This window comes from Massilia psychrophila (assembly GCF_002760665.1).
Lineage (GTDB): Bacteria > Pseudomonadota > Gammaproteobacteria > Burkholderiales > Burkholderiaceae_D > JAFCUW01.
Genome location: NZ_PDOB01000007.1, coordinates 45987 through 71155, shown reverse-complemented (window position 1 = coordinate 71155; position 25169 = coordinate 45987). Strand labels below are relative to the sequence as shown.

Genomic DNA, 25169 nt, shown 5'->3' with positions numbered 1-25169 from the left:
TGCTTCAAGATGCGCTCCCTGGGGTTTTATTGAATGGTTGAAAGATATGCAACTCAGTATAGCCAAGGCTGCTTAATATGTAGATAAGAATCACTCTCATTCGCATTCAAATAAAAACGCGGCCAATCCGGCTGCCGACAGTTGCCGCGGTTATAACTTGTTTGCAGCGTCAGGGCGCTCTCGCCTTTCTACCCATTACTTGCCTATAAATTCGATCCTGTAAATAAGTGAATCCGTTATCGTGCGGGCAACGTAAAACTGTATGATATTTTCGAATTTGTCGTATGCACATCATGATTGGATTCCGTATGCATTGCTGCGCAGCACGCACGCCACTGGCCATTGCGCTTGCCTGTTTGTTCAGTACACCTGTCCTGGCGCAGGATCCCGCCACGCCCGTGGCCACCGTCGTGGTGGAGGGTTCGCGGCCAACCGGGCTTGGTGTGGCCGACACCGCCAGCACCGGCGTGGTCTCCCAAAAGCAGCTCGAAGCGCGCACCGTGTACCGGCCTGGCGAATTGCTGGAAGCAACGCCGGGTCTGATCGTCAGCCAGCACAGCGGCGAGGGCAAGGCGAACCAGTTTTACCTGCGCGGCCTCAATCTCGATCACGGCACCGATTTGCGCACCACCATCGATGGCATGCTGGTGAACCAGCGCAGCCACGCCCACGGCCAGGGCTGGACCGACCTCAATTTCATGATTCCCGAACTGGCGTCGTCGCTCGACTATGCCAAGGGACCGTACAGCGCCGAACAGGGCGATTTCGCGGCGGCCGGCGCGGTCAGCGTCAATTACGTCAATACGCTGGCGCAGGGCATCGCCGCCGCCGGCATCGGCCAGAATGGCTACGCTCGCACCTTGCTGGCCGATTCGCCAAAGCTCGGCAACGGCAACCTGCTGTACGCGCTGGAGTTGTTTCGCAACGACGGGCCGTTCATTCACCCGGATGGCTTCCGCAAGATCAATGCGCTTGTGCGCTACAGCGATGGCAGCGATACGAACGGTTTTAATGTCACTTTGATGGGTTACAAGGCGCACTGGAATGCAAGCGACCAGATTGCCCAGCGCGCCATCGACAGCGGCCTGCTGCAAAACCGCTTCGACACGATCGATCCGACTGACGGCGGCAAAGCGCATCGCTACAGCCTGTCGGCAGCATGGAGCCGCAGCGGCGACGATGCATCGACCAAGGCCAATGTCTACATCGTAGGCAACCAGCTCGACCTGTATTCGAACTTTACTTATTTCCTCGACCATCCCGCCACCGGCGACCAGTTCAACCAGCCCGACCGGCGTATCACGCTCGGCTTCAATGCCAGCCATTGGTGGCGTGGAACGCTGTTCAACCGGCCGTCCGAAACCACGGTCGGCGTGCAACTGCAAAGCGACAATATCCACAACGGCCTGCACGATACGCAATCGCGTGTGCGCCTGGCCACCACGCGCGAAGACCATGTGCGCCAACGCTCGGCCGGGGTGTATGTGCAAAATGCGATCACATGGGCGCCGTGGTTTCGCAGCGTGCTCGGGGTGCGCGAGGACTACTATCACAATGACGTCGCCAGCCAACTGGCGCTCAACTCCGGCACCGCCAGCGCGCACCAGGCCAGCCCGAAACTGAGCCTGGTTTTCGGGCCGTGGAACAAGACCGAGTACTACGTCAGCCTCGGCCGCGGCTTTCACAGCAACGACGCGCGCGGCACGACGATCCGCGTCGACCCGAAAAATCCTGATATGCCGGCAACGCGCGAAGCGCCCATCGTGCCGGCGCGCGGCCTTGAACTCGGTGTGCGCAGCGAGCTGGTGCGCGGCCTGCAAACCAGCCTGGCGCTGTACCGGCTCGATTACAACTCGGAGCTGCTGTTTGCCGGTGACGCCGGTTCGACGGCCGATACCGGCCGGCCGAGCCGGCGCACCGGCGTCGAGCTGTCCAATTATTACAAGCTCGCTACGTGGCTGACCGTCGATGGCGACATCGCGTACGCGCGCACCCGCTACCGCGATGCCGATCCGGCGGGCGCCTACATTCCCGGCTCGGTCGAAGGCGTCGCTTCCTTGGCGCTGACGGTTGACAACATCGGTCCGTGGTTCGGCGCCGTGCAGCTGCGCTACTTCGGCCCACGGCCGCTCATCGAAGACAACAGCGTGCGTTCGAAGGCGACTTCCACCATCAACGCCCGCGTCGGCTACAAGTTTTCGCCAAGGCTGCGGCTGGCGGTGGAAATCTACAATGTGACCGGCCGGCGCGATTCGGCGATCGACTACGCTTATCGGTCGCGCCTGCCGGGCGAAGCGGCCGAGGGCAAATTCGACGTGCATTTTCATCCGATCGAATCGCGCTCGCTGCGGGCCAACCTGATTGCCAATTTTTGAGTTCAGGGGCCGGGTATTGCGCTAAATATCGAGCGGATCGACTTCCAGCGACCATTTGACCCGGCTTTTGATGTCGCGCAGCAGCGCCAGCCACGCCTTCAAAAAAGCCTGCAGGGCCGGCCGCGAGCAAGATTCCACCAGCAGCTGGGCGCGGTCGACGTTGTGCACGCGCGTCATCGTCATCGGGATCGGGTCGTGGAGCGTGATGCCCTGATGCGCCAGGCAGTCGCGCGCCTGCTCGAGAAATTCGATGGCGACGGCCAGTTCGCGCGCTTCGGCGCGCAGCAGGGCCTGGTACATGTACGGCGGCAGCGCGGCCTGCCTGCGCTCTTCGAGCAGGCTGGTGGCGAAGCGGTCGTAGTCGTGGCCTACGACCGCCGCATACAGCGGATGGGCGACGTAGCGGGTCTGCACCAGCACCTCGCTGACGCTGCCGCCTTCATTGCGCGCGGCGCGCCCGGCACGTCCGGCCACCTGCATCAGCTGGGCGAACAGCCGTTCGCTGGCGCGGTAGTCGTGCGAGAACAGGGCGGTGTCGGGGTTGAGGATGCCGACCAGGGTAAGCTGCTTGAAATCGTGGCCCTTGGCGACCATCTGGGTGCCGATCAGGATGTCGACCTCGCCGCGGTGGACGCTGTCGAAGGCGGCCTGCGCGCTGCCCTTCTTGCGGGTCGAGTCGGCGTCGATGCGCAAGATGCGCGCCTGCGGAAACAGCTCGCGCAGGCCTTCCTCGACGCGCTGGGTGCCGCGCCCGAGCGGGGCAATGTCGACGTTGCCGCAGGTCGGGCAGTTGCGCGGGATGCGCAGCTCCAGGCTGCAGTGGTGGCAGCGCAGCCGGCTCTCGGGCTTGTGCAGCACCATGAAGGCGGTGCAGCGGGTGCATTCGCTGATCCAGCCGCACGTCTCGCAGGTGATCACCGGGGCATACCCGCGCCGGTTCAAAAACAGCAGCGATTGCTCGCCGCGCTCGATGCGCTGGCGCAGTGCCGCCACCAGGTGCGAGGTCAGGCCGTCCTTCGGCTTGTCCTTTTCCATGTCGAGCAGTTTTACGCGCGGCAGCACCGCGTCCTTGACGGCCCGTTCGCGCAGCTCGAGCTTGCGGTAGCGTCTAGAACCGGCGTGGTGCCAGCTCTCGAGCGACGGCGTGGCCGAACCGAGCACGACCGGGATCGCCAGCTGGCGCGCGCGCCATACCGCCAGGTCGCGCGCCGAATAGCGCAGCCCTTCTTGCTGTTTGTACGAAGGGTCGTGCTCCTCGTCGATGACGATCAGCTGCAGGTGCGGCAGCGAGGCGAGGATCGCCAGCCGGGTGCCGAGGATGATGCGGGCCTGGCCCTGGTGAGCGGCCAGCCAGTGCAGCATGCGCTCGCCTTCGGACAGGCTGCTGTGCAAGGTCGCCAGCGTCAGGCCCGGGAAACGGGCCCGGATATTGCCCTCGAGCTGGGGCGTCAGATTGATCTCGGGGACCAGAATCAGGATCTGGGCGTTGGCGTCGCGCGCCAGCACCTGGGCGCAGGCCTGCAGGTAGACCTCGGTCTTGCCGCTGCCGGTGACGCCGTACAGCAAAATCGGAGTGAAGCCGACGGCGCCGCCGATGGCGTCGGTGGCAATCTGCTGGGCGCCGTTGAGCGGCGGCGTGTCGATTGCCGTGGCGTCCGAAGCAGCGCCCGATGCGCCCAGTTTAGCCAACTTCTTGATGGCGCGGTCGAGCGCCACGGTGGTCAAGACGCGCAAGTTCTTTGGCACCCCGGGCAGCGCCACTTCGCCCAGCGGGCGCTGGTAATAGTCAGCGGCGAAGGCGGCCAGCGCCAGCCAGTCGCCGGACAGGGGCGTCAGCTGGCTGCGCACGGCGATCGCGTCTTTGAGCTTGTCGGCCGGGACATCGGTGCGATCGCCCACGTTGACAATGAGTCCGACTACCTCGCGGTGCCCGAAACTGACCTGCGCCAGTTGTCCGGCCAGCGGCTCGGCGCCGGGCGCGCATGGCCAGCGGTAGTCGAAGCAGCTGTTCAACGGCGTATCGAGCGCGATAGTGAGGATGCAGTACGCCATCGGGGCCTGTTTTAAAACTGGATTCAAGCGCGCTTCAAGGCGCCGCGCGGCGGCGGGAAATCACGGCCAGCATGTGGACAACTTTGTGGACAATCCCGAACCAGCCCCATCGAAAAGTTTGTTGTAAATCAAGAGAGTAACTCATCCACACAAAATCAATAAAAAATTTCTTTTGGAATCAACCACTTGCAATTTCTGTCGAAGGAGGATGCTCAACCGGTTTATCGCTGCCAGATTGTGCATAACTGCAGAGCCGGATGACATCGATGTAGTTGCCGCTAGCGCGAACGGGCACGTTTGGCACGCCGCATCGAGGCCGGGTGCTGCGCGCAAGATATTTCCACCGCTCCAGGCCAGGATTGCCGTCAAGGCGATAATAAAATATTATGCAACGCAGCACACTCTTCAGGTAAAACTTTAACTATTACGCTAAGTCCCGGTAAACGCACGACTTTCCAGTTTTATCCACACTGCCTGTTGATAACTTTGTGGACAAAGTCGGAAAAACCCGGTTTTCCCTCTAGGCGCAAGCGCCGGCACGGCTTTTGTGCTGCATTGCATTAAATTAATTTCGCTTTAAAATCAAGTACTTGGCATCACCGAAAAAATCCGCGTCCGCCACGGGCGGCCCACGCTTGCAGTTTTGAAATTTGTGCATAAGTGTGATTTTCAGCCTATCCAACCATGGCGCGCGGGGCTGAAAATCGCGCCGGAAACTGGTTTGTCTGCGCCGGCCACGTAATCAAACTACATCAGGTGGCGCGCTGGGCCCGGCTGAAGCAGTGCACCGCTTCCACCATCGCGGTGACCGCTTCAGGCGGCGTGAACTGCGAAATGCCGTGGCCGAGGTTGAACACGTGGCCGGACCCGGTCGACGGTACGCCGTACGAGGTCAGCGAACGCTCTACTTCGGCACGGATCTGCTCGCCGCTGGCAAACAGGATGGCCGGATCGAGGTTGCCCTGCAGCGCCACCTTGTGGCCGACCAGCGCGCGCGCGCGGCCGAGGTTGACGGTCCAGTCGAGGCCGACCGCGTCGGCGCCGATGTCGGCGATCTGGTCGAGCCACAGGCCGCCACCCTTGGTGAAGACGACGGCGGGAATGCGCACGCCGTCTTTCTCGCGCTTGAGCTGGCCGATCACTTGCTGCATATAATCGAGCGAAAACTCTTGGTAGGCGCCGTCTGCCAGCGCCCCGCCCCAGGAATCGAAAATCATCACCGCTTGCGCGCCGGCGTCGATCTGGGCATTGAGGTATTGCGCCACGGCGGCAGCGTTGGTGGCCAGGATGTGGTGCATCAGGTCGGGCCGGTTGTACGCCATTTTCTTAATGGTATGAAACTCCTTCGAGCCGCCGCCTTCGACCATGTAGCATGCCAGCGTCCACGGGCTGCCCGAAAAACCGATCAGCGGCACCCGGCCGTTCAGTTCGGTGCGGATCTGGGTGACCGCCTTGAACACGTAGTCGAGCGAGGCAAGGTCGGGCGCGCGCAGCTTCATCACGTCCTCTTCGGTGCGCAGCGGGCGCTCGAATTTCGGCCCCTCGCCATCGACGAAATACAGGCCCAGGCCCATCGCATCCGGTACCGTCAGGATGTCGGAAAACAGGATCGAAGCGTCAAGCGGGTAGCGGTCGATCGGCTGCAGCGTGACTTCGGTGGCGTAGTCGGGGTTTTTCGCCAGGCCCAGAAACGACCCGGCGCGCGCGCGCGTGGCGCGGTATTCTGGCAGGTAGCGGCCGGCCTGGCGCATCAGCCACACCGGCGTGTAATCGGTGGGCTGGCGCAGCAGCGCGCGCAGGAAGGTGTCGTTCTGGAGCGGAGCGAATTGTGGCATGGCGGGCATCAGTTGCTTGAAGAAAGGCGTTATTATCGCATTGTCCGGCCGGGCAGCCGGGCCGCTTGCGCGCCGTTGCCCGAACTCTGCCGCATCTCTGCCCGGTCTCTGCCCGGTCTCCGCTGGAACGGCGCTGGATGTTTTGCGCCGGATTATCTATCATGTCATAACGCCGCCTACCGATTGAACTCCCCATGACAGTATCGAACAGCAAACAAAGCGCCACCTGCGGCGCCTGGCCTTCGCCGATCAGCGCCGCCATCGTCGCCGCCGGCGCCGCGCCGCTGTCGCAGGTCGCGCTCGACGGCGCCGACGTCTGCTGGCTGGCTGGCCGCGCCAGCGAGGGCGGACGCACCACCTTGCTGCGCCAGCGCGGCGCCGACGTCGTCGAACTGACACCGGCGCCGTTCAACGTGCGCACCCGCGTGCACGAATACGGTGGCGGCGCGTTGCTGGTGGCCGACGGCGTTGCGTATTTTTCCAATTTTGCCGACAACCGCCTGTACGTAACAAGCGACGCCGACACATCGACCGCGCCGGTGGCGCTTACCGCCGAAGGCACCCGGCGCTACGCCGATTTCGTGCTCGACCGCGCACGCCAACGCCTGATCAGCGTGTGCGAAGACCACGCCGGCGCCGGCGCCGGCGCCAGTTACCCGGTCAACACCATCGACGCGGTCGGCCTCGATGGCGTGCAGACGGTATTGGTCGCAGGCAGCGACTTCTATGCCGCGCCGCGGCTGTCGCCCGACGGCAGCCAGCTCGCCTGGCTGAGCTGGAATCACCCGCGCATGCCGTGGCAGGGGACCGAGCTATGGCTGGCCGACGTTGACGCGGCAGGCAGCCTGGCCAACGCGCGCCTGGTCGCCGGCGGCGTCGACGAATCGGTCTGCCAGCCGGAATGGTCGCCCGCCGGCGTGCTGCATTTCGTTCTTGACCGTAGCGGCTGGTGGAACCTGTACCGGTTGGCCGCGACCGGAGCCGGGGTAGCCGTCCAGCCGCTGTGCCAGCGCGCCGCCGAATTCGGCATGCCGCACTGGTCGTTCGGCGATTCGACGTACGGCTTCCGCTCGGACGAGGAAATCATCTGCACCTATATAGAGAACGGCATCAGCCGGCTGGCGCAGCTGTCGTGCGCGACCGGCAAGCTGCAGCCGATCGCCAACCCGTACCAGGAAATCCGCCACCTGCGCGTGGCCGGCAGTGTCGTCGCCTTCCTCGGCGGCGCGCCGACCATCCCGGTCGAACTGGCGAGAATGGACCTCTATACGGGCGAACACGAAGTGCTGGCGCGCTCGATCCGTGAACTGCCCGACGAGGCCGGCCTGTCGGTGCCGGAAAATATCAGCTACCCGACCAGCGGTAACCGGATGGCGCACGCCTTTTATTACCCGCCGCGCAACGCGCAGTACCAGGCGGCCCCCGCAGCCAAGCCGCCGCTGATGGTGATCAGCCACGGCGGGCCGACCAGCATGGCGACCAACACCTTGAAACTGGCGACCCAGTACTGGACCAGCCGCGGTTTCGCCGTGCTCGACGTGAACTACGGCGGCAGCAGCGGCTTCGGGCGCGCCTACCGCGACGCCCTCAAGGGCCAGTGGGGCGTGGTCGACGTCGACGATTGCGTCGCCGGCGCGCGCTACCTGGTTCAGCGCGGCACGGTCGATGCGGACCGGCTGGTGATCCGCGGCGGCAGCGCCGGCGGCCTCACCACCCTATGCGCACTGACTTTTCACGACCTCTTCAAGGCCGGCGCCAGCTATTACGGCGTGTCCGACCTGAAGGGCCTGGACCAGGACTCGCACAAGTTCGAGTCGCATTACAACGACTACCTGATCGCGCCGCAGCCGGAAGCCGAGACGCTGTACCTGCTGCGCTCGCCCATCAACCACGCCGACCAGCTCAAGCGCCCGATGATATTTTTCCAGGGCCTCGACGACAAGGTGGTGCCGCCGCCGCAATCGGAAGTCATGGTCAATGCGCTGCGCACCGCCGGCGTGCCGGTTGCCTACCTCACGCTCGAAGGCGAAGGCCATGGCTTTCGCAAGGCCGACAGCATCGTGCGCACGCTCGAGGCGGAGCTGTATTTCTACCGGCGCGTGTTGAACATCGAGTGGTCCGACACGTCGGGGTCCGGCCCTTCGGCGCCCGAACCGCTGGCGCGGATCGCCATCGACAATCTGCCGGAAACCGCATGACGACAAGCAGTGTGCAGCACCGGCTCGACGCCTTTACCGATACCCAGAAACTGATCGCGGCGCTGCTGGCGCTGGCCGGCGAGCCGATGGCAGCATCGCGCATCGTCCTGCACCTGGCAGAGATGGGCATCGTGATCCCGTCCACCACGCTCGGCGACGACCTCAGGCTGCTCAAGGCGGCAGCCATCGTCACCGAATCGATCGGACGCGGTGTGGCGATCGCGCCTGACGCCGTGTGGCCGGCGATCCGCACGGCGATCGACAACGACATGTTCCAGACGCTATGCAGCGTGTACGAAAAAGTCAACCCGTTACGCCTCAACTGGGAAGGCGCGGTCGTGCTGCGCAGCTACCGCCAGGGCGTGGCGCTGCTGCGCATGGCGTTGATCGGGGGCGAGGACGCACGCACCGTCGCGCCTTTGATCGAAGCGTGCCTGGCCTGCCATGAAGCGCTCTACCTGCATCCGCTGGTCGACATTTGCGCGCGGCCGTTCGAGCCGGCGCTGTTCGAGCTGATCCACACCGAGCTCCAGCACCACATACTGGCGGTGCTGGTCGCCAACGCCCAGCGCGAACCGGCCACCGCACCGATGCTGTGCAGCTTCGCCCTCGCCTTCGCCGCCCAAAATGGCGCGTCGATGGCGCTGCGCATCGCGCTGGCCGAGTACCTGATTTTATGCGGACGGCTGGATGACGCCGAAAGCGTGCTCGAGAACCTGGACGATTCGCAGCTGCTGTATTTCCGCGCCATGATCCTGCTGCTGCGCGAGCGTCACGACGAGGCGTTGCCGATGTTCGACAAAGCGCTCAAGGCGCTGCGCAAGGAGACCGGCAAGCGCAAGGCCGTCTTCGAGGGCATTGGCGGTCACCTGTACGTGCTGGCGCTGATCAGGAGCGGCGAGCCGAAACACGCCAAGCTGGCCGAAGCCTACCTCGACATCGCCACCCGCGCCGTGCAAGGCCACGACACCGCGGTGTACCAGCAACTGGCCATGCTGCGCCAGATCCGCGCTGGCATCGTCGACCCGGCGGTGCTGCCGTCGCGGAACTGGGAAACGGCGCTACAGCCGTTCATGTTCCGCGCCCTGATGCATTACTGGCTGGCGCTGCCCCAATTGGCTGGTAAGCATGAGGCGCTCGAACAGATGACGAACCAGGCGCTGGAGGCCGGCTTCGACCTGGTCGCGGCCCAGCTTGGCGCCCTGCTCGGCCACATGAAAGACGTCGGGCGCGAGCAGCAAGCCATTGCGCTGCGCCAGCGCCACCACTTGGCCGACCTCACCACCTGGTTAGAACGGGAGGAACCGTGGCAGCGCCAGCTCAATGCGCTGATCAACCTGCAGCCGGCGCTGAACGTCGAGGCGGTGAAGGAATCGCGCCTGGTGTGGATGATTGGGTACGACGCGCACATGGGCGTCAACAGCCTTGAGCCGCGCGAGCAGAAGCGCGACGCCCAGGGCGGCTGGAGCCGCGGCCGCGCGGTCGGCCTCAAGCGCTTGTCGGAAGAGGCGCGCGAGCTCGAATTTCTCAGCGCCCAGGACCTCGCGGTGGCATCGACCATCCAGGGTTTCAAATACTACAGCCAAAGCGGCACGCGCTTTGAATTCGAGATGGACAAGGCGGTTGCCGTGCTGGTGGGCCACCCGCTGCTGTACTGGATCGATGCGCCCGGCACGCGCCTCGAACTGCTGCCGGGCGAGCCGGAACTGCTGATCAAGGCACGCGGCGGCACTGTCACCATCACCTTGCAGCCGCCGTTGCCGGACAGCGCCGAAGACGTCTGCGTGACGAAGGAAACGCCGACCCGGCTGCGGGTGGTGCGCATCACCGCCGAGCACCGCCGCATCGGCGCCATCGTCGGCGCCGGCCTGGTGGTGCCGCTGCACGCCGAAAAGCAGGTATTAAAGGCGATCAGCGCCATCTCGTCGATCGTTACGGTGCAGTCCGACATCGGTGGCAGCGCGGCCGACATCGACCAGGTCGAGGCCGACCCGCGCCTGCACGTGCACCTGCTGCCGTACCAGCAAGGCCTGAAAATGCAGGTGCTGGTGCGCCCGCTGCCCGGCGCCGGCGCCTACTACCCGCCCGGCAGCGGCGCCGACAGCGTGATCGCCGACGTCGGTGGCGTGCGCGTCGAGGCGCGCCGCGACCTGAACGCCGAGCGCGAAGCGGAGCGCCAGCTGATTGGCGCCTGCCATAGCCTCGAGCACGCCGAGCCCGAGCACGGCGAATGGCTGCTCGGCCAGCCGATTCCAGCCCTCGAGCTGCTCACCGAACTGCAGGAACTCGATCCGGCCAAGGTGCTGGTGGCCTGGCCGGAAGGCGAATCGTTCGGGGTCGGCAAAAAAGTCGATTCAAAGTCGGTGCGCCTGACCATCAGGCGCGACAAGGAATGGTTTGCCGCCAACGGCGAAGTGCAGATCGACGAGACGCGCATCATGGACCTGCGCGCGCTGCTCGACATGCTGCGCTCGGGCGAGGGGCGCTTTGTGCCGCTCGGCGACAATCAGTTCATGGCGCTCAGCTCCGAGCTGCACCGGCGCCTGATGGAGCTGGCCTCGTTCGGCGACAGCACCATTGATGGCGTGCGGGTGCACCCGCTGGCCAGCTTCGCACTCGAAGAATTGGCGCTGGACGCCGGCGGCGTCAAGGCCGACAAGCTGTGGAAGGGCCATGTGAAACGCCTGGCCGACAGCACCAGTTTCACGCCGCAGCTGCCGAGCACCTTGCAAGCTGAATTGCGCGACTACCAGCTGGAAGGCTACCAGTGGCTGGCGCGCCTCGCCCACTGGGGCGTGGGCGCCTGCCTGGCCGACGACATGGGGCTCGGCAAGACGGTGCAGGCGCTGGCGCTGATGCTGGCGCGCGCGCCGCAGGGGCCGACCCTGGTGATCGCGCCGACGTCGGTGTGCATGAACTGGATCGCCGAAGCGGAAAAATTCGCGCCGACCTTGAAAGTAAAATTATTCGGCGCCGGCGACCGCGCTGCGATGCTGGACGCGGTGGAGCCGTTCGATCTGGTGATCGCCAGCTACGGCCTGCTGCAGCTGGAGGCGGCCTCGTTCGCCAAAGTAAAATGGCACACCATCGTGCTCGACGAAGCGCAGGCGATCAAGAACAACGCGACGAAACGTTCGCAGGCGGTGATGGCCCTGCAGGGCGACTTCCGGATGGTGGCTACCGGCACGCCGCTGGAGAACCATCTGGGCGAGCTGTGGAACCTGTTCCGCTTCATCAATCCGGGCCTGCTCGGCACCAGCGACCAGTTCCAGTTGCGTTTCGCCGGCCCGATCGAAAAGGCGCAGGACAAGCGCGCCGAGGCGAGTGCCCGCATCCGCCTGCGGCGTCTGATCCAGCCATTCATTTTGCGCCGCACCAAGGCGCAGGTGCTGGCCGAACTGCCGCCGCGCACCGAGATCGTGCTGCCGGTCGACCTGACGGCCGAGGAAACGGCGCTGTACGAATCACTGCGCCGCGACGCGCTCGACAAGCTGGCGTCGATGGAAGCGCCGGCCAGCCAGAAGTCGATCCAGATCCTGGCCGAGATGATGAAGCTGCGCCGCGCCTGCTGCAATCCGCAGCTGGTGGCGCCCGAACTGGGACTGGCCAGCAGCAAGCTGGCGGTGTTCGCGCGCCTGCTCGACGAGCTGCTGGAGAACCGCCACAAGGTGCTGGTGTTCAGCCAGTTCGTCGACCACTTGACCTTGATCCGCCAGCATTTGGACGCGCGCGGCATCGCTTACCAGTACCTGGATGGCGCCACGCCGATGCTGGAGCGTAAAAAGCGGGTCGACGCCTTCCAGGCCGGCAAGGGCGACGTATTTTTGATCAGCCTGAAAGCGGGTGGCGTCGGCATCAACCTGACCGCGGCCGACTACGTGATCCACATGGACCCATGGTGGAATCCGGCGGTCGAAGACCAGGCTTCCGACCGCGCCCACCGCATGGGCCAGCAGCGGCCGGTGACGATCTACCGGCTGGTGGCGCGCCACACCATCGAGGAAGGCATCGTCGAACTGCACAAGCACAAGCGCGACCTGGCCGATAGCCTGCTGGAGGGATCGGACCTGTCGGCGCGGATGTCGCCGGGCGACATGCTGAGAATGCTTCAAGAAGGACTACGCTAGCAGATTCTTTTTCGGCGCAGCCGGCAATTTTTGTGCAATCATGCGATTTTTAACGGCGAGGCCTCCGGCATGGAAGAAGACAACGCATCGGCCCCCCCGGACCGCGCCCACGTGGTCGGCACCAAATCGTGGATCGCCTATTTCGGCACGCTGGTGCTGGCGGCGCTGCTGTTTTTCGGCCTGCTGCCGGTCGCGTTCATGTGGAACGAGATCGCCGCCGGCGTGGTGTTCATCGTCTCGGCGCTGGTCGTCGGCTACCGCCTGCTGCTGCTGCGCAGCGTGCAGCTTTACTACGACGACGTCGGCGTGTGGACCTATTCGGGCGTGCTGCCGTGGAAAAAAGGCGTGTCCGGCGTGAAGTGGCGCGACATGGACGAAGCGACTTTCGAGCCGGGCTTCTGGAGCTGGGTCACCGGTTCCTACACGGTGCGCATCGGCCACCGCTATACCAAGGGCGGCGAAATCGTGCTGACCAATATCGGCCGCGGCAAGGCTGCCGTCACCACCCTCAACGCCTGCCAGCAGGAGCTGCTGCGCACCAATGCGATCGAGTAAGGGACCGATGCGGCCGGCCCCTGGCGCCAACCTGATTCCAATTGTTACCGGCCTGCGCAATCGGCGCCATTGATGCTAACCTGACGCCCGCCGCCTGGTCCCGCTGTCCTGCTGCCGATCAGGCGCGCGCGCTGCTCCCCTATTTACAAGGCCGAACACGATGATGAAAACGAAAATTGCGCTCGCTGTCCTGCTGGCGGCGTTCGCACTGGCGCCGGCAAGCGCCGCCAAGTCGAAAAAAAACGGCAAGCCGGCATCGAGCAAGTCGATTAAGTCGGCTAAGCCGGCTAAGCCGGCGCGCGGCAAAACGGTCAAGCCTGAAGCTGCCCCGGTTGCAGTTGACCTATCGTCCGTCCCGACCGAACGCAAGTCGGACCGCTGGATGGACAGCACCAGCCAGAGGTTCCTGAACGCCTTGTGGAAGCTCGATCCGGAAAGTGCGATTTCGTCCGGCAAATTCGACGGCGCCGCCGGCCTGACGATTCCCAACGCCGCCACCCGCGCCCACCGGATTACCTTCGCCGACGAGTGGCTGCAAAGGTTTGGGAAGATCGACGCGCGCCAGTTGTCGTCCAAACAGCGCACCGACCTGACACTGGTGCTCAACAAGGTGAAGGCTGACCGCTGGCACCTGGCGACCTTGCGCGAGCACGAATGGAACCCGGCGTTGTACAACATCGCCCAACCGATCGATTTGATCCTCACCACCGATTACGCCGCCAAGCCGCAGCGCCTGCGCACCCTGCTCAGGCGCATCGCCAACGTGCCGGCCTACTACCTGGCGGCGCAGGCCAGTCTTGTCAACCCGACCCACGAACACACGCAACTGGCGATCGCCCAGGCGCCGGGCGTGATGACGGTGCTGGCCGATCTTGGCAAGGCGGCGCAGGAATCGATCCTCACGCAGCAGGAAAAAGCCATCTTCGCGCAGCGCATCGCCAACGCCGGCAGCGCGCTGATCGGTTACCTCGATTTCCTCACCGATCTGGACAAGCGTCAGCAGGCGACGCACAGCGCGCGCTCGTTCAGGCTTGGCAAGGACCTGTACGAAACGAAGTTCGGCTTCGACATCCAGTCCGCCAGCACCGCCGAGCAGACTTACCAGAAGGCGTTGGGCGCGCGTGAGGAACTGCTGGGGCGGATGGATAAGCTGGCCGACGAACTGTGGACCAAAACCATGGGCAGCGCCGCCAAACCGGCCGACCGCACCCGGAAAATCGGCATGGTGATCGACAAACTCTCGGCCAGCCACGTCGCGCGCGAAGATTTTTTTCCCGAGATTCGCCGCCAGATCGGCCAGCTGCAGGAGTTTGTGGTCAAGAACAACCTGCTGAACCTCGACCCGAAGCGCCCGCTCGAAGTGCGCGAAACGCCCCTGTACCAGCGCGGTGTGGCCGGCGCCAGCATCGACGCGCCCGGCCCGTACCGTCCGCAGGACCGCACTTTTTATAACGTCACGCCGCTCACCAGCCTGACGGCGCAGGAGGCCGAAAGCACCCTGCGCGAGTACAACACCTGGATCCTGCAAATTCTGAACATCCACGAAGCGATCCCCGGCCATTACGCCCAGCTGGTGTACGCCAACAAGTCGCCATCGCTGATCAAATCCTTGTTCGGCAACGGCGCCATGATCGAAGGCTGGGCGGTGTACGCCGAGCGCATGATGCTCGAATCGGGCTACGGCGACAACGCCCCCGAGATGTGGCTGATGTACGCCAAGTGGAACCTGCGCAGCGTGACCAACACCATCCTCGACTACGGCGTCCACGTGCAGGGCATGACGCAGCCGCAGGCGATGGACCTGCTGGTGCGCCAGGCGTTTCAGACGCCGGCCGAAGCGGGCGAAAAATGGCGCCGGGTGCAGCTGTCCTCGGTCCAGCTGACCAGCTACTTCAGCGGCTACAGCGAAATCATGGAACTGCGCGAGCAGCGCAAGCAGGCGCTCGGGTCGAAGTTCGTGCTGAAAGACTTTCATGAACAGTTTCTTGGCTACGGCAACGCGCCGGTGAAGGTCATCAGGGAGCTGATGCAGTAATCAACTGGCGCCGTCGCCGCTGCGCTTTTTCAACAACATGTCCGGTAAAGCCCATCGCGGCGTTGTCTTGCCGGCAGCAAGTCCATACGGCTCGTAACGCGTCCGGTCGATCATGTTGAACCGCTCGACGACGATGCATTTCCCGCCCGTCCGCCGACCTTGACGGTAACCGGCTTTGGCGCGAACAACACTGCTACCGGCAGTGGGCGGCCCACCCGTGATTGGCTAGCCACGGCCGCACTGATCAACCTGGTCACGCTATTGATGACCAGGCGTAGCGTGCGACAAGGGCCATGCGCCTGATCTTCCCGGCAATGTTGCGTGTGCGAAAACGCACAGTGAGCTTGCTTTAAATCACCACATCGGCGGCGATATTCAGGACTAGAATTGGTCCGTTACATTTAGTGGTTTTATCGCCGCGGCCCGCCTTCTTTTCCGCGCAGCTGCCCATGCTTTCTCACTGAAACGCAGTCGCGTCGTCCGGCGGGCAGTGGCTGACCACGCCCAGCCGCACCAGACTGTCCCTGGCAACCAGTCCATAGCAGCACACCTGCACGGTTACAGAGCGCAAAGCCGGCCACCCTGCTTCATCCTCAGATCGGAGAGACCTTCATGGCATTCGCTTTCCAACGGCGGTTCACGCGCGCCGCCGCACCCTTGCTGATCCTCGCCCCCTGCCTGTTTGGCCACGCCCAGGCCCAGGCCCAGGCGCAAGTTAGCGCCGGCCCCGGTGCCTGGAGCAGCAACCAGACCTGGGCCGCCGACACCCGCAACGGCGGCAACCTGACCGGTTATTTCTACTGGCCGGCGAGCCAGCCGACGTTGGCCGGCAAGCGCGCGCTGGTGCTGGTGCTGCACGGCTGCAGCCAGAGCGCGGCGGGCGACGTCATCAATGCCGCCGACGGCGGTTTTAATTGGAAGGCGATGGGCGACCAGTACGGCGCCGTGATCCTGGCGCCGAATGCCACCGGCAACGTCTACGGCAACCACTGCTGGGATTACGCCAGCACCAGCCACAGCCGCACCAGCGGCCACGATGCGGTCCTGCTCGACCTGGTCAACCGCTTCGTCACCAACTTGCAATACGCGATCGACCCGAGCCAGGTGTACGTCACCGGCTTGTCGTCGGGCGGCGGCGAAACCATGGCGCTCGGCTGCTTCGCGCCCGACATCTTCGCCGGCATTGGCATCAACGCCGGGCCGCCGCCGGGCACCACCACCGCGCAGATCGGCATCGTACCGTCCGGCTATACGGCAACTACCGCCGCCAACAACTGCAAGGCGCTGGCCGGCAGCAACCTGCCGAAGTTCGCCACCCAAATCGCCAGCGTGGTATGGGGCACCACCGACTATACGGTGGCCCAGGCGTATGGGCCGATGGATGCGGCGGCGATGCGGCTGACGTATGGCGGCGCCTTTTCCAAGGGCGCCACGCAAACCGTCGCTACCGGCGGCAGCAACATCGCCTATACCGACAGCAACGGCAAGCTGCGCACCTCGGAAATGGCGGTTACCGGCATGGCCCACGCCTGGCCGGCCGGCAGCGGCGGCCAGAACACCAATTACGTCGATGCGACCCACGTCAATTATCCAGCGTTCGTGATGAATTTCTGGTTTAAAAATAACCTGCGCGTCAGCACGGTGGCCGCGCCCGCAATGACCTCGTGCAGCGCCAGCGTGGCCGGCAACGACGTCACGGTATCGGGCGCCGGCGTTGACGCGGCCGGCACCATCGGCAGCTACAAGGTGGTGCTGAGCGGGGCGACGCCAGTCAGCGACGCCGCCGCCGGCAGCGGCGCCAGCTTCACCAAGACCTATTCACCGCTGGCGAACGGCTACTACACCGGCAGCGTGACGGCCACCGGCAGCGGCACCGGTTTGACGTCGGCGGCATGCGGCATCGCCCAGTTCCTGGTCGGCCCGGCGCCGGCGATCCTGCCGCCGGCGGGCTTGGCCGTGGGCGCGCGCACCGCCAGTTCAATCGCGCTGTCGTGGAGCCTCGCCAGCGGTGCCACCGGCTACAACGTCTACCGCAACGGCATCAACATCACGGCGACGCCAGTGACGGCGACGTCATACACCAGCACCGGCCTGACAGCGTCCACCAGCTACAATTTCCAGGTGTCGTCCGTTGGCGCCGGTTCAGTCGAGAGCGCGTTGTCGGCGGCGGTGGCCGGCAGCACGACGTCAAGCTTTACCTGCACCGCAACGAACACCAGCAACTACAACCACGTGCAGGCAGGACGGGCCCACGACAGCGGCGGCTACGCGCTGGCGAACGGCTCGAACCAGAACATGGGCCTGAACAACACGTTCTATACCACGACGCTGGCGCAGACTTCGGTCGCCTATTACGTGATTGGTAACTGCCCGTAACTGACAGCAGCCCGACAACGGCCCGACAACATCCCGACAAAAGACGCGGCCCCCAAAGGACCGCGCCTGTTTTTCGTGCGCGCTGTCTTACTTCGGCATCAGCACGGTGTCGATCACATTGATTACGCCATTCGACTGGTAGACGTCGTAGGTGCTGATGTTGGCCACGCCGCCCATTTCATCGGTCACGGTGATGTTGTGTACGCCGTTCATCATGAAATGAAGCTTGCCGCCGCTGGCGGTGGCCAGGTCGGCCTTGCCGTTGCCCTTCTTGATGGCGCCCGACAGCGCCATGAAATCATACCTGCCCGGCACCACGTGGTACGTCAACACCTTGGTCAGCGTTGGCTTGCTTTCCGGCTTAACCAAGGTGTCGACCGTGCCGGCCGGCAGCTTGCCGAAGGCGGCGTTGGTGGGTGCGAAGACAGTGAACGGTCCCTTGCCCTTGAGGGTGTCGACCAGGCCGGCCGCTTTTACCGCCGCGACCAGGGTGGTGTGGTCGGCCGAGTTCACGGCATTGTCGACGATGTCCTTCGAGGCCATCATCGACTGTCCGCCGACCATCACGTTGGCGGCAAAGACGGTGGACGACAGGGCGATACAGGCGCCGGCGATGACAGTGGTGACGAGCTTGTTCATGGTAGGTCCTTGAAAGTAGTTAAGAAGTGGTCGAAGCACACTCTTTTACGTTCAGGACACGGTTTCAGATTCACCTTTTTATCACCGACTGCTGGGCCCGCCAAAACCTGGGGCGACGGGCAACGGGATGTCGAAGTCAGGCAGTCTCTTCCGGCGCCTGGGTGGCCCGGACAAAGGCCGGCGCCACCAGCAGGCCCAGTTCAAACAGCAGGCACATCGGCACCGCCAGCGCCAGCTGGCTGACGACGTCGGGCGGCGTCACGATGGCGGCAATGACGAAGGCGCCGACGATGGTGTACGGCCGCATTTCCTTGAGCTTGGCGACGCTGACAATTCCCATCCGCACCAAAATCACCACCACGACCGGCACTTCGAAGGTGGCGCCGAAGGCCAGGCACATCGACATCACGAAATCGAGGTAGTTTTCGATGTCGGGCATGACGGCGATCGAGCTCGGGGCGAAGTCGCCGATGAACTTGAACACGCGGCCGAACACCAGGAAGTAGCAGAAGGCCACGCCGCCCATGAACAGCAGCGACGACGACACCACCAGCGGCAGCACCAGCTTTTTTTCGTGCTGGTACAAGCCCGGGGCGATGAAAGCCCACATCTGGTAAAACACCCACGGCAGCGCCAAGATAAAGGCGATCACCAGCGTCACCTTCATCGGCACCAGGAACGGCGCGATGACGCCGGTGGCGATCATCTTCGAGCCGGCCGGCAGCGAGTCGATCATCGGGCGGGCGATGAAGTCGTAAATTTGCGCCGGGCCTGGCCACAGCATCAGCGCGGCGGTAAGGATGGCAATGCCGATCGAGGCCTTGACCAGGCGGTTGCGCAATTCGATCAGGTGGGAGATGAAGGTCTCTTCGCCCGCTGCTTTGTCTGTCATTAGAAGAAGGAAGAGAATGTGGAGCCGTGTGGACGGAATTTCTTGACGCGCGCCGCGCCCGACATGACGTGCGTCTTGCCGCCGTGGCGCTGCTTGTACCAGCCTGGAACGGCGGAGTTACGCATGAGCTTCTTGCGGCGGAAGTCGCGCGCCTTGCGCTTGAGGCCGAACATGCTCGCCGCTACCTTGTCGCTGGCACTGTCGTCTGAGATGTGGCCGCGCCATGACGCTTCGACGTCGTCGAAATCCTGGGCAATCGAATGTTCGACATCGGCCTTGATCGAATGCGCCGCTTCCGACACTTCCTTTTGCAGGTTGCGCAGTTCGTCGAGTTCGATTTCGCGGCTTACTTCGGATTTGATTTCGTGCAGGTAGCGCTGGGCACGGCCGTACAGCGACCCGACCATCCGCGCCACCTTGGGCAGCTTCTCGGGTCCGATGACAATCAGCGCGACGACGCCAATGATGGCGAGTTTGGAAAGTCCAAGGTCGATCATGGATGGGCAAAGTTAATCAACGTGCGCCCGCAGAGCTAAGGCGCGGCGCGTCAGAACTTGGTTTTCTCTTTCGTCTCGACGTCGATGGTGGTCTTGTCGGCAACCTGGGAAGGTGGCACGACGACGCCTGATTTCTCTTCTTCACTACCCTTGACGCCGTCTTTGAAGCCCTTGACGGCCTTGCCGATGTCGGAACCCATGTTGCTGATTTTTTTGGTGCCGAACACCAGCATCACCACCACCAGTACGATCACCCAGTGCCAAATACTCATTGAACCCATGCTATTCTCCTTGCCCGGCGCAGCGCGCCTTGAATTCGTGGAATTGTCCGCACCAGTATAGACGAAGCGCGACGTTCGTGCCCCGTATCAGCGCTGGCCCCGCCAAGGGCGGGCCCCGCCGTACAGGTGCAGGTGAAGATGGTACACCTCTTGTCCGCCGTCAGGGCCGCTATTGATCATCGTCTTGAAGCCGCCGCCCGGCGTGCCGTCGGCATCATAAGTAACGGCGCAGCCATTCTCTGCGGCCAGCCGCGGCACCAGCGCCAGCATCTTGCCCAGCAGGCCGGCATGGCTGGCGTCGCATTCGGACAGCGTTGCCAGGTGAATTTTCGGGATCACCAGCAAGTGCACCGGCGCGGCCGGATGGATGTCCTTGAACGCCATCAGGTCGTCGTCCTCGTACACCACCGACGACGGGATTTGTTTTGAAGCGATCTTGCAAAACAGGCAGTTTTCCACGTCAGGCTCCGGACCAATTGATTGTTTAATTTAATGCTTGTCGGTGTCAAGCGCGTCGCGCGGTTCGTCCTTGCGGGCGGCTTTTTCTTCGATGCCGGAAATGCCTTCACGGCGCGCCAGTTCGTCGAGCACCTGCTGCGGCGTCAGGTTGAACTGGGCCAGCATCACCAGCGAGTGGAACCACAGGTCGGCGCACTCGTAAAGCACTTTCGACGTGTCGCCGTCGACCCGCGCGTCTTTTGCCGCCATCACCGTTTCGGTGGCTTCCTCGCCGATTTTTTTCAGGATCGCGTCGTCGCCCTTGGCGAACAGGCGCGAGACGTACGATTTGTCGGGATCGCCGCCGTTTTCGATCTTGCGCGATTCGATCACGGCAGCCAGGCGGTTCAGGGTCACGCTCATAGGGTCACGCTTATTTCTTGGTCTTCGGTTGAGTATAAATGGACTCCGGATTTTTCAATACCGGATCGACGGCCTGCCAGTCGCCCCCTAGCGCTTCGCCGTCGAATTTTTGGTAAAAGCACGAATGACGGCCCGTATGGCAGGCGATGGCGCCGGCCTGGTCGATTTTCAGCAGCACCACGTCTTCGTCGCAGTCGAGCCGGATCTCGAGCACCTTCTGCACGTGGCCGGACTCTTCTCCCTTGTGCCACAGCTTTTTGCGCGAGCGGCTCCAGTACACGGCCTCGCCCAGTTCGACGGTTTTGTACAACGCGTCGCGGTTCATCCAGGCGAACATCAAGACGTCGCCCGTCGCCGCTTCCTGCGCGATCACCGGCACCAGGCCGTGTTCGTCCCAGCGCACTTTCTTGAGCCACTTGGCGTTGTTGGCGGTGATGGCTATGGTTGTCATGCGGGGTTCCTTTAGTCGAGGCGCATCGGGATGCCCTGCGCGGCCATGAAGCGCTTCGCTTCCTGCACCGTGTGGTGAGCGTAGTGGAAAATGCTGGCGGCCAGCACCGCGTCGGCGTGCCCGAGCTTGATGCCATCGGCCAGGTCCTGCAGGCCGCCGACGCCACCCGAGGCGATCACCGGAATGCCGACCGCGTCCGACACGCCGCGCGTGAGACCCAGGTCGAAGCCGATCTTGGTGCCGTCGCGGTCCATGCTGGTAAGCAGGATTTCGCCGGCGCCGAGCCGCTCCATGTTCTGCGCCCATTTGATGGCGTCCAGGCCGGTGGCACGGCGCCCGCCATGCGTAAATACTTCCCATTTGCCGGGCGCGACCTCTTTGGCGTCGATCGCCACCACGATGCACTGCGAGCCGTATTTTTGCGACGCTTCGAACACCAGTTCGGGATTGGTTACCGCCGAGGTGTTCATGCTGACCTTGTCGGCGCCGGCATTCAAAAGCCGGCGCACGTCCTCGACCCGGCGCACGCCGCCGCCGACGGTGAGCGGGATGAATACGGTATTGGCCACCGCTTCGATGATGTGCAATATCAGGTCGCGGTCGTCGCTGGATGCCGTGATGTCGAGAAAAGTGATCTCGTCGGCGCCCTGGCCGTCGTAGCGGCGGGCGATTTCGACCGGGTCGCCGGCGTCGCGCAGCTCGGTGAAATTGACGCCTTTGACGACGCGCCCGTCAGTGACGTCGAGGCAAGGAATGATGCGTTTGGCGAGCATGCGCTTTATACCCCAACCCCGGCTCCGGCGTCGCCGGAAAGCTCGTCGGCGCGCAGCTGGGCTTGCGCCAGGTCGAGCGTGCCTTCGTAGATCGAGCGCCCGCAGATGACGCCTTCGATGCCCTCTTCCTGCACCGCGCACAGGTCTTCGACGTCTTTCAGGTTATGCACCCCGCCCGAGGCGATGACCGGGATGCGCACCGATTGCGCCAGCTTGACGGTCGCTTCGATGTTGACGCCGCCCATCATGCCGTCGCGGCCGATGTCGGTGTAGATGATCGACTCGATGCCGTAGCCTTCGAATTTTTTTGCCAGGTCCGTCACGTCGTGGCCGCTCATCTTGCTCCAGCCGTCGGTTGCGACCTTGCCGTCGCGCGCGTCGAGGCCGACGATGATGTGGCCCGGGAAGGCGCCGCAGGCGTCGTGCAAAAAGCCGGGGTTTTTCACCGCGGCGGTGCCGACGATGATGTAGGTGATGCCGTCGTCGAGGTAGCGCTCGATGGTGTCGAGGTCGCGGATGCCGCCGCCCAGCTGCACCGGGATCTCGTCGATATCGTTATCGAGGGCGAACTCTTGCACCACTTGCAGGATCGATTTGACGGCCGCTTCGTTCTTCGGCTTGCCGGCAAAAGCGCCGTTCAGGTCGACCAGGTGCAGCCGCCGCGCGCCCTTTTTGAGCCAGTGCAGGGCCATCTCGGCGGGGTCTTCGGAGAAGACGGTGGCAAGTTCCATATCGCCCTGTTTGAGGCGAACGCAGTGACCGTCTTTCAGGTCGATGGCAGGAATGAGCAGCATGGTCGTGTCGGTTATCGGTTAAGTGGCGGTTAGGTGGGTCAGTTGTATGGAAGCGCGGGAGCGAAAAGCTACGGCTTCCAGTGAACGAAATTTTTATACAGGCGCAGGCCTGCGGCCGCGCTTTTTTCAGGGTGGAACTGGGTGGCGACGATGTTATCGCGTGCCACCGCGCTGCAAAACGGCGCGCCGTAATCGGTTTCGCCGATCGCGTCGGCCGGGTCGACCGGGTCGACATAGTAGCTGTGCACGAAATAGAAGTAGGCGTCGTCGTCGATGCCTTCCCACACCGGGTGGCTGCGCAGCTGCCTGACCCGGTTCCAGCCCATCTGCGGCACCTTGAAGCGCGAGCCGTCGGCCTGCAGCTGGCCGTCGAGCTGGAAGCGCACCACGCGGCCTGGCAGTAGCCCCAGGCCGGCAGTGTCGGCTTCCTCGCTGCGCTCGAACAGCATCTGCTCGCCGACGCACACGCCCATCATCGGGCGCGTCCTGGAAGCGCGCAACAGCGCGTCGAGCACGCCCGATTCGCGCAGGCTGAGCATGCAGTCGCGCATCGCGCCCTGGCCCGGCAGTACCAGGCGGTCGGCGCTGTCGATGTCTTGTGGGGTGCCGGAGATGAGCACCTCCGCTTCCGGTGCGACCGCGCGCAAGGCCTGCGCTACCGAACGCAGGTTGCCCATGCCGTAATCGACGACGACAATTTTATTCATGATGGCGACGTCGCGCAGGTCATTCTCACAGGCTGCCTTTGGTCGATGGAATGGTGCCGGCCGAACGCGCATCGAGTTCGGTGGCCATGCGCAGCGCGCGGCCGAACGCCTTGAACACGGTTTCGCACTGGTGGTGGGCGTTTTCGCCGCGCAGGTTATCGATGTGCAGCGACACCAGTGCGTGATTGACGAAGCCCTGGAAAAATTCGTGCGCCAGGTCGACGTCGAAACTGCCGATCATCGAGCGCTTCCACGGCACGTGCATTTCCAGGCCCGGGCGGCCGGAAAAGTCGATCACCACGCGCGACAGTGCTTCGTCGAGCGGTACATACGCATGCCCGTAGCGGCGGATGCCTTTCTTGTCGCCGATCGCCTTGGCGAACGCCATGCCGAGCGTGATGCCGGTGTCTTCGACGGTGTGGTGGGCGTCGATGTGCAGGTCGCCGACGCATTCGATGTCGAGGTCGATCAAGCCGTGGCGGGCGATCTGGTCGAGCATGTGGTCGAGGAAGGGCACGCCGGTGTTCAGCTTTTGCTGGCCGGTGCCGTCGAGGTTGATCGCGACGCGGATTTGCGTCTCGTTGGTGTTGCGGGTAATTTCTGCGGTGCGGGTCATGGACGGTGCTCTATGGTTTCAGCGCTGCCCGGAGGGCAGTCAAAAATGCGGAATTCTCTTCAGGCGTGCTGACGGTGACGCGAATACAATGTGCCAGCGGCCCCATTTTACCCAAATTCTTGACCAGCACCTTGGCAGCTAATAGTTTCTCGCACGTATCGTCGGCGTTTTTCACCCGGAACAGCAGGAAATTTGCCGCCGATGGAAACACTTCGACACCGGGCAACAGCGCCAGTTCCGCCGCTAGTTCCGTGCGGGCGGCATTGATCTTGACCGCCTGGGCTTCGAGCACGTCCAGATGCTCGAGCGCGAATTCGGCCGCAATCATCGTCAGCACGTTGATGTTGTAGGGCGGGCGCACTTTCTCGAACTCGGCCAGCAGCGCGGGCGCGGCCGACATGTAGCCGAGCCGGATGCCGGCCAGGCCCAGCTTGGACAGGGTGCGCATCACCACCAGGTTGTCGAACTCCGGCAGGTGGGCCATGAAGCTGGTGCGGGCGAACGGCTCGTAGGCTTCGTCAACGACGGCGATGCCGGTGTCGCCCAGCGCATCGATCAGCTCGGCCATGTCGGCGGCATCGTACAGGTTGCCAGTTGGGTTGTTCGGATAGGCCAGAAACAGCACCGACGGTTTATGCAGCGCGATGGCCGCCAGCATGGCCGGCATGTCGAGCGTGAAGTCGCTGTTCAAGGGCACGCCGATAAAATCCATGCCGGCGAACTGGGCCGAGCGCTGGTACATGACAAAAGCCGGCGTCGGCGCCAGGATGACAGCGCGGCGGTCTTGGCGTGCTGTGGCGGTGGCGATCAGCGAAATCAGTTCGTCCGAGCCGTTGCCGAGGATGACGCCGTAGTCCGGCGGCACGCCCAGCTTGGCGCAGACTGCCTGTTTGAGGGCCTCGTACGACGCCGGGTAGCGGTTCAGCTCGGCCTTGGCCAGCCGCGTCGCCAGTTCGGCGCGCAGCGGCGCCGGCAGCTGGTACGGGTTTTCCATCGCGTCGAGCTTGAGGAAACCGGGCCTGTCGGCCACCTTGTAGCTGCTGGCGGCGCGCACGTCGGCGCGGATGGTGTTGCTGATCAGTTGGTCGATGAATGACATGGTGGC

20 protein-coding genes are annotated in these 25169 nt (G+C 63.7%); 6 read left to right on the top strand and 14 right to left on the bottom strand.

The genetic code is table 11. The annotated features are described in order from the left end of the window. The first annotated feature begins 308 nt into the window (after positions 1–308). Entirely contained in the window at positions 309–2375 is a 2067-nt protein-coding gene (locus CR103_RS06635; RefSeq protein WP_099915281.1) for a TonB-dependent receptor, read from the top strand. 21 nt (positions 2376–2396) lie between these two features. Here the strand turns inward: CR103_RS06635 and CR103_RS06630 are convergent, their stop codons facing one another. Beyond that, positions 2397–4427 carry a primosomal protein N' gene (locus CR103_RS06630; RefSeq protein ID WP_099915218.1) on the bottom strand — a complete coding sequence of 677 codons (2031 nt, stop codon included), beginning with the start codon at positions 4425–4427 and terminating at the stop codon, positions 2397–2399. A 752-nt stretch (positions 4428–5179) separates the two neighbouring features. Further along, positions 5180–6262 carry a uroporphyrinogen decarboxylase gene (gene hemE / locus CR103_RS06620; protein WP_099915280.1) on the bottom strand — a complete coding sequence of 361 codons (1083 nt, stop codon included), beginning with the start codon at positions 6260–6262 and terminating at the stop codon, positions 5180–5182. Positions 6263–6456: 194 nt separating this feature from the next. Here hemE and CR103_RS06615 point away from each other — a divergent pair, with 194 nt between their 5' ends. The 5 genes from CR103_RS06615 (at position 6457) to CR103_RS06595 (ending at position 17553) form a co-directional block, all read left to right on the top strand. After that, positions 6457–8460 (top strand): prolyl oligopeptidase family serine peptidase, encoded by a 2004-nt coding sequence (locus CR103_RS06615; protein WP_099915216.1) that lies wholly within the window; start codon positions 6457–6459, stop codon positions 8458–8460. After that, positions 8457–12587, top strand: coding sequence for a DEAD/DEAH box helicase (locus tag CR103_RS06610; RefSeq protein ID WP_099915215.1), 4131 nt, complete (start codon positions 8457–8459; stop codon positions 12585–12587). Before CR103_RS06615 ends, CR103_RS06610 begins: the two co-directional genes overlap by 4 nt. A 69-nt stretch (positions 12588–12656) precedes the next feature. After that, complete coding sequence (locus tag CR103_RS06605) at positions 12657–13142, top strand: hypothetical protein (protein WP_099915279.1); 486 nt, start codon at positions 12657–12659, stop codon at positions 13140–13142. 160 nt (positions 13143–13302) lie between these two features. Then, positions 13303–15177: a DUF885 domain-containing protein gene (locus CR103_RS06600; protein ID WP_099915214.1), complete on the top strand. Its 1875-nt coding sequence runs from the start codon at positions 13303–13305 to the stop codon at positions 15175–15177. A 612-nt stretch (positions 15178–15789) separates the two neighbouring features. Beyond that, on the top strand, positions 15790–17553 hold the full coding sequence (locus CR103_RS06595) for an extracellular catalytic domain type 1 short-chain-length polyhydroxyalkanoate depolymerase (RefSeq protein ID WP_099915213.1): 1764 nt from the start codon (positions 15790–15792) through the stop codon (positions 17551–17553). A gap of 87 nt (positions 17554–17640) precedes the next feature. On the opposite strand, the gene CR103_RS06590 is transcribed toward CR103_RS06595, so the two are convergent. From CR103_RS06590 to hisC, 12 genes are all read right to left on the bottom strand, one after another. Further along, positions 17641–18192, bottom strand: coding sequence for a fasciclin domain-containing protein (locus CR103_RS06590; RefSeq protein WP_099915212.1), 552 nt, complete (start codon positions 18190–18192; stop codon positions 17641–17643). Between the two features lie 136 nt (positions 18193–18328). Beyond that, positions 18329–19084: a twin-arginine translocase subunit TatC gene (gene tatC, locus CR103_RS06585; RefSeq protein WP_099915211.1), complete on the bottom strand. Its 756-nt coding sequence runs from the start codon at positions 19082–19084 to the stop codon at positions 18329–18331. After that, complete coding sequence (tatB, locus tag CR103_RS06580) at positions 19084–19581, bottom strand: Sec-independent protein translocase protein TatB (protein ID WP_099915210.1); 498 nt, start codon at positions 19579–19581, stop codon at positions 19084–19086. Before tatB ends, tatC begins: the two co-directional genes overlap by 1 nt. 50 nt (positions 19582–19631) lie before the next feature. Beyond that, the gene (gene tatA, locus CR103_RS06575; RefSeq protein WP_099915209.1) at positions 19632–19862 is read right to left on the bottom strand and encodes a Sec-independent protein translocase subunit TatA; all 231 of its coding nucleotides are present in this window, start codon (positions 19860–19862) and stop codon (positions 19632–19634) included. Between the two features lie 87 nt (positions 19863–19949). Continuing rightward, entirely contained in the window at positions 19950–20321 is a 372-nt protein-coding gene (locus tag CR103_RS06570; protein WP_099915208.1) for a histidine triad nucleotide-binding protein, read from the bottom strand. 30 nt (positions 20322–20351) lie between these two features. Next, complete coding sequence (locus CR103_RS06565) at positions 20352–20723, bottom strand: phosphoribosyl-ATP diphosphatase (protein ID WP_099915207.1); 372 nt, start codon at positions 20721–20723, stop codon at positions 20352–20354. Positions 20724–20733: 10 nt separating this feature from the next. After that, the gene (gene hisI, locus CR103_RS06560) at positions 20734–21174 is read right to left on the bottom strand and encodes a phosphoribosyl-AMP cyclohydrolase (protein WP_099915206.1); all 441 of its coding nucleotides are present in this window, start codon (positions 21172–21174) and stop codon (positions 20734–20736) included. A gap of 11 nt (positions 21175–21185) precedes the next feature. After that, a complete protein-coding gene (gene hisF / locus CR103_RS06555; protein ID WP_099915205.1) occupies positions 21186–21947 on the bottom strand; it encodes an imidazole glycerol phosphate synthase subunit HisF in 762 nt (253 codons plus the stop codon). Between the two features lie 5 nt (positions 21948–21952). After that, the gene (gene hisA, locus CR103_RS06550; protein WP_099915204.1) at positions 21953–22741 is read right to left on the bottom strand and encodes a 1-(5-phosphoribosyl)-5-[(5-phosphoribosylamino)methylideneamino]imidazole-4-carboxamide isomerase; all 789 of its coding nucleotides are present in this window, start codon (positions 22739–22741) and stop codon (positions 21953–21955) included. A 68-nt stretch (positions 22742–22809) separates the two neighbouring features. Beyond that, positions 22810–23448: an imidazole glycerol phosphate synthase subunit HisH gene (gene hisH / locus CR103_RS06545; RefSeq protein WP_099915203.1), complete on the bottom strand. Its 639-nt coding sequence runs from the start codon at positions 23446–23448 to the stop codon at positions 22810–22812. Between the two features lie 25 nt (positions 23449–23473). Then, the gene (gene hisB, locus CR103_RS06540; RefSeq protein ID WP_099915202.1) at positions 23474–24064 is read right to left on the bottom strand and encodes an imidazoleglycerol-phosphate dehydratase HisB; all 591 of its coding nucleotides are present in this window, start codon (positions 24062–24064) and stop codon (positions 23474–23476) included. A 10-nt stretch (positions 24065–24074) separates the two neighbouring features. Next, a complete protein-coding gene (gene hisC, locus CR103_RS06535) occupies positions 24075–25163 on the bottom strand; it encodes a histidinol-phosphate transaminase (RefSeq protein ID WP_099915201.1) in 1089 nt (362 codons plus the stop codon). Positions 25164–25169 lie beyond the last annotated feature (6 nt).

Coding starts and splice junctions, on each gene's coding strand:
- hemE (WP_099915280.1), bottom strand. CDS start 6,262: ATGCCACAATTCGCTCCGCTCCAGAACGACACCTTCCTGCGCGCGCTG.
- hisH (WP_099915203.1), bottom strand. CDS start 23,448: ATGAATAAAATTGTCGTCGTCGATTACGGCATGGGCAACCTGCGTTCG.
- tatA (WP_099915209.1), bottom strand. CDS start 19,862: ATGGGTTCAATGAGTATTTGGCACTGGGTGATCGTACTGGTGGTGGTG.
- CR103_RS06630 (WP_099915218.1), bottom strand. CDS start 4,427: ATGGCGTACTGCATCCTCACTATCGCGCTCGATACGCCGTTGAACAGC.
- hisI (WP_099915206.1), bottom strand. CDS start 21,174: ATGACAACCATAGCCATCACCGCCAACAACGCCAAGTGGCTCAAGAAA.
- CR103_RS06605 (WP_099915279.1), top strand. CDS start 12,657: ATGGAAGAAGACAACGCATCGGCCCCCCCGGACCGCGCCCACGTGGTC.
- CR103_RS06590 (WP_099915212.1), bottom strand. CDS start 18,192: ATGAACAAGCTCGTCACCACTGTCATCGCCGGCGCCTGTATCGCCCTG.
- tatC (WP_099915211.1), bottom strand. CDS start 19,084: ATGACAGACAAAGCAGCGGGCGAAGAGACCTTCATCTCCCACCTGATC.
- CR103_RS06615 (WP_099915216.1), top strand. CDS start 6,457: ATGACAGTATCGAACAGCAAACAAAGCGCCACCTGCGGCGCCTGGCCT.
- tatB (WP_099915210.1), bottom strand. CDS start 19,581: ATGATCGACCTTGGACTTTCCAAACTCGCCATCATTGGCGTCGTCGCG.
- CR103_RS06565 (WP_099915207.1), bottom strand. CDS start 20,723: ATGAGCGTGACCCTGAACCGCCTGGCTGCCGTGATCGAATCGCGCAAG.
- CR103_RS06610 (WP_099915215.1), top strand. CDS start 8,457: ATGACGACAAGCAGTGTGCAGCACCGGCTCGACGCCTTTACCGATACC.
- CR103_RS06600 (WP_099915214.1), top strand. CDS start 13,303: ATGATGAAAACGAAAATTGCGCTCGCTGTCCTGCTGGCGGCGTTCGCA.
- CR103_RS06595 (WP_099915213.1), top strand. CDS start 15,790: ATGGCATTCGCTTTCCAACGGCGGTTCACGCGCGCCGCCGCACCCTTG.
- hisA (WP_099915204.1), bottom strand. CDS start 22,741: ATGCTGCTCATTCCTGCCATCGACCTGAAAGACGGTCACTGCGTTCGC.
- hisF (WP_099915205.1), bottom strand. CDS start 21,947: ATGCTCGCCAAACGCATCATTCCTTGCCTCGACGTCACTGACGGGCGC.
- hisC (WP_099915201.1), bottom strand. CDS start 25,163: ATGTCATTCATCGACCAACTGATCAGCAACACCATCCGCGCCGACGTG.
- hisB (WP_099915202.1), bottom strand. CDS start 24,064: ATGACCCGCACCGCAGAAATTACCCGCAACACCAACGAGACGCAAATC.
- CR103_RS06635 (WP_099915281.1), top strand. CDS start 309: ATGCATTGCTGCGCAGCACGCACGCCACTGGCCATTGCGCTTGCCTGT.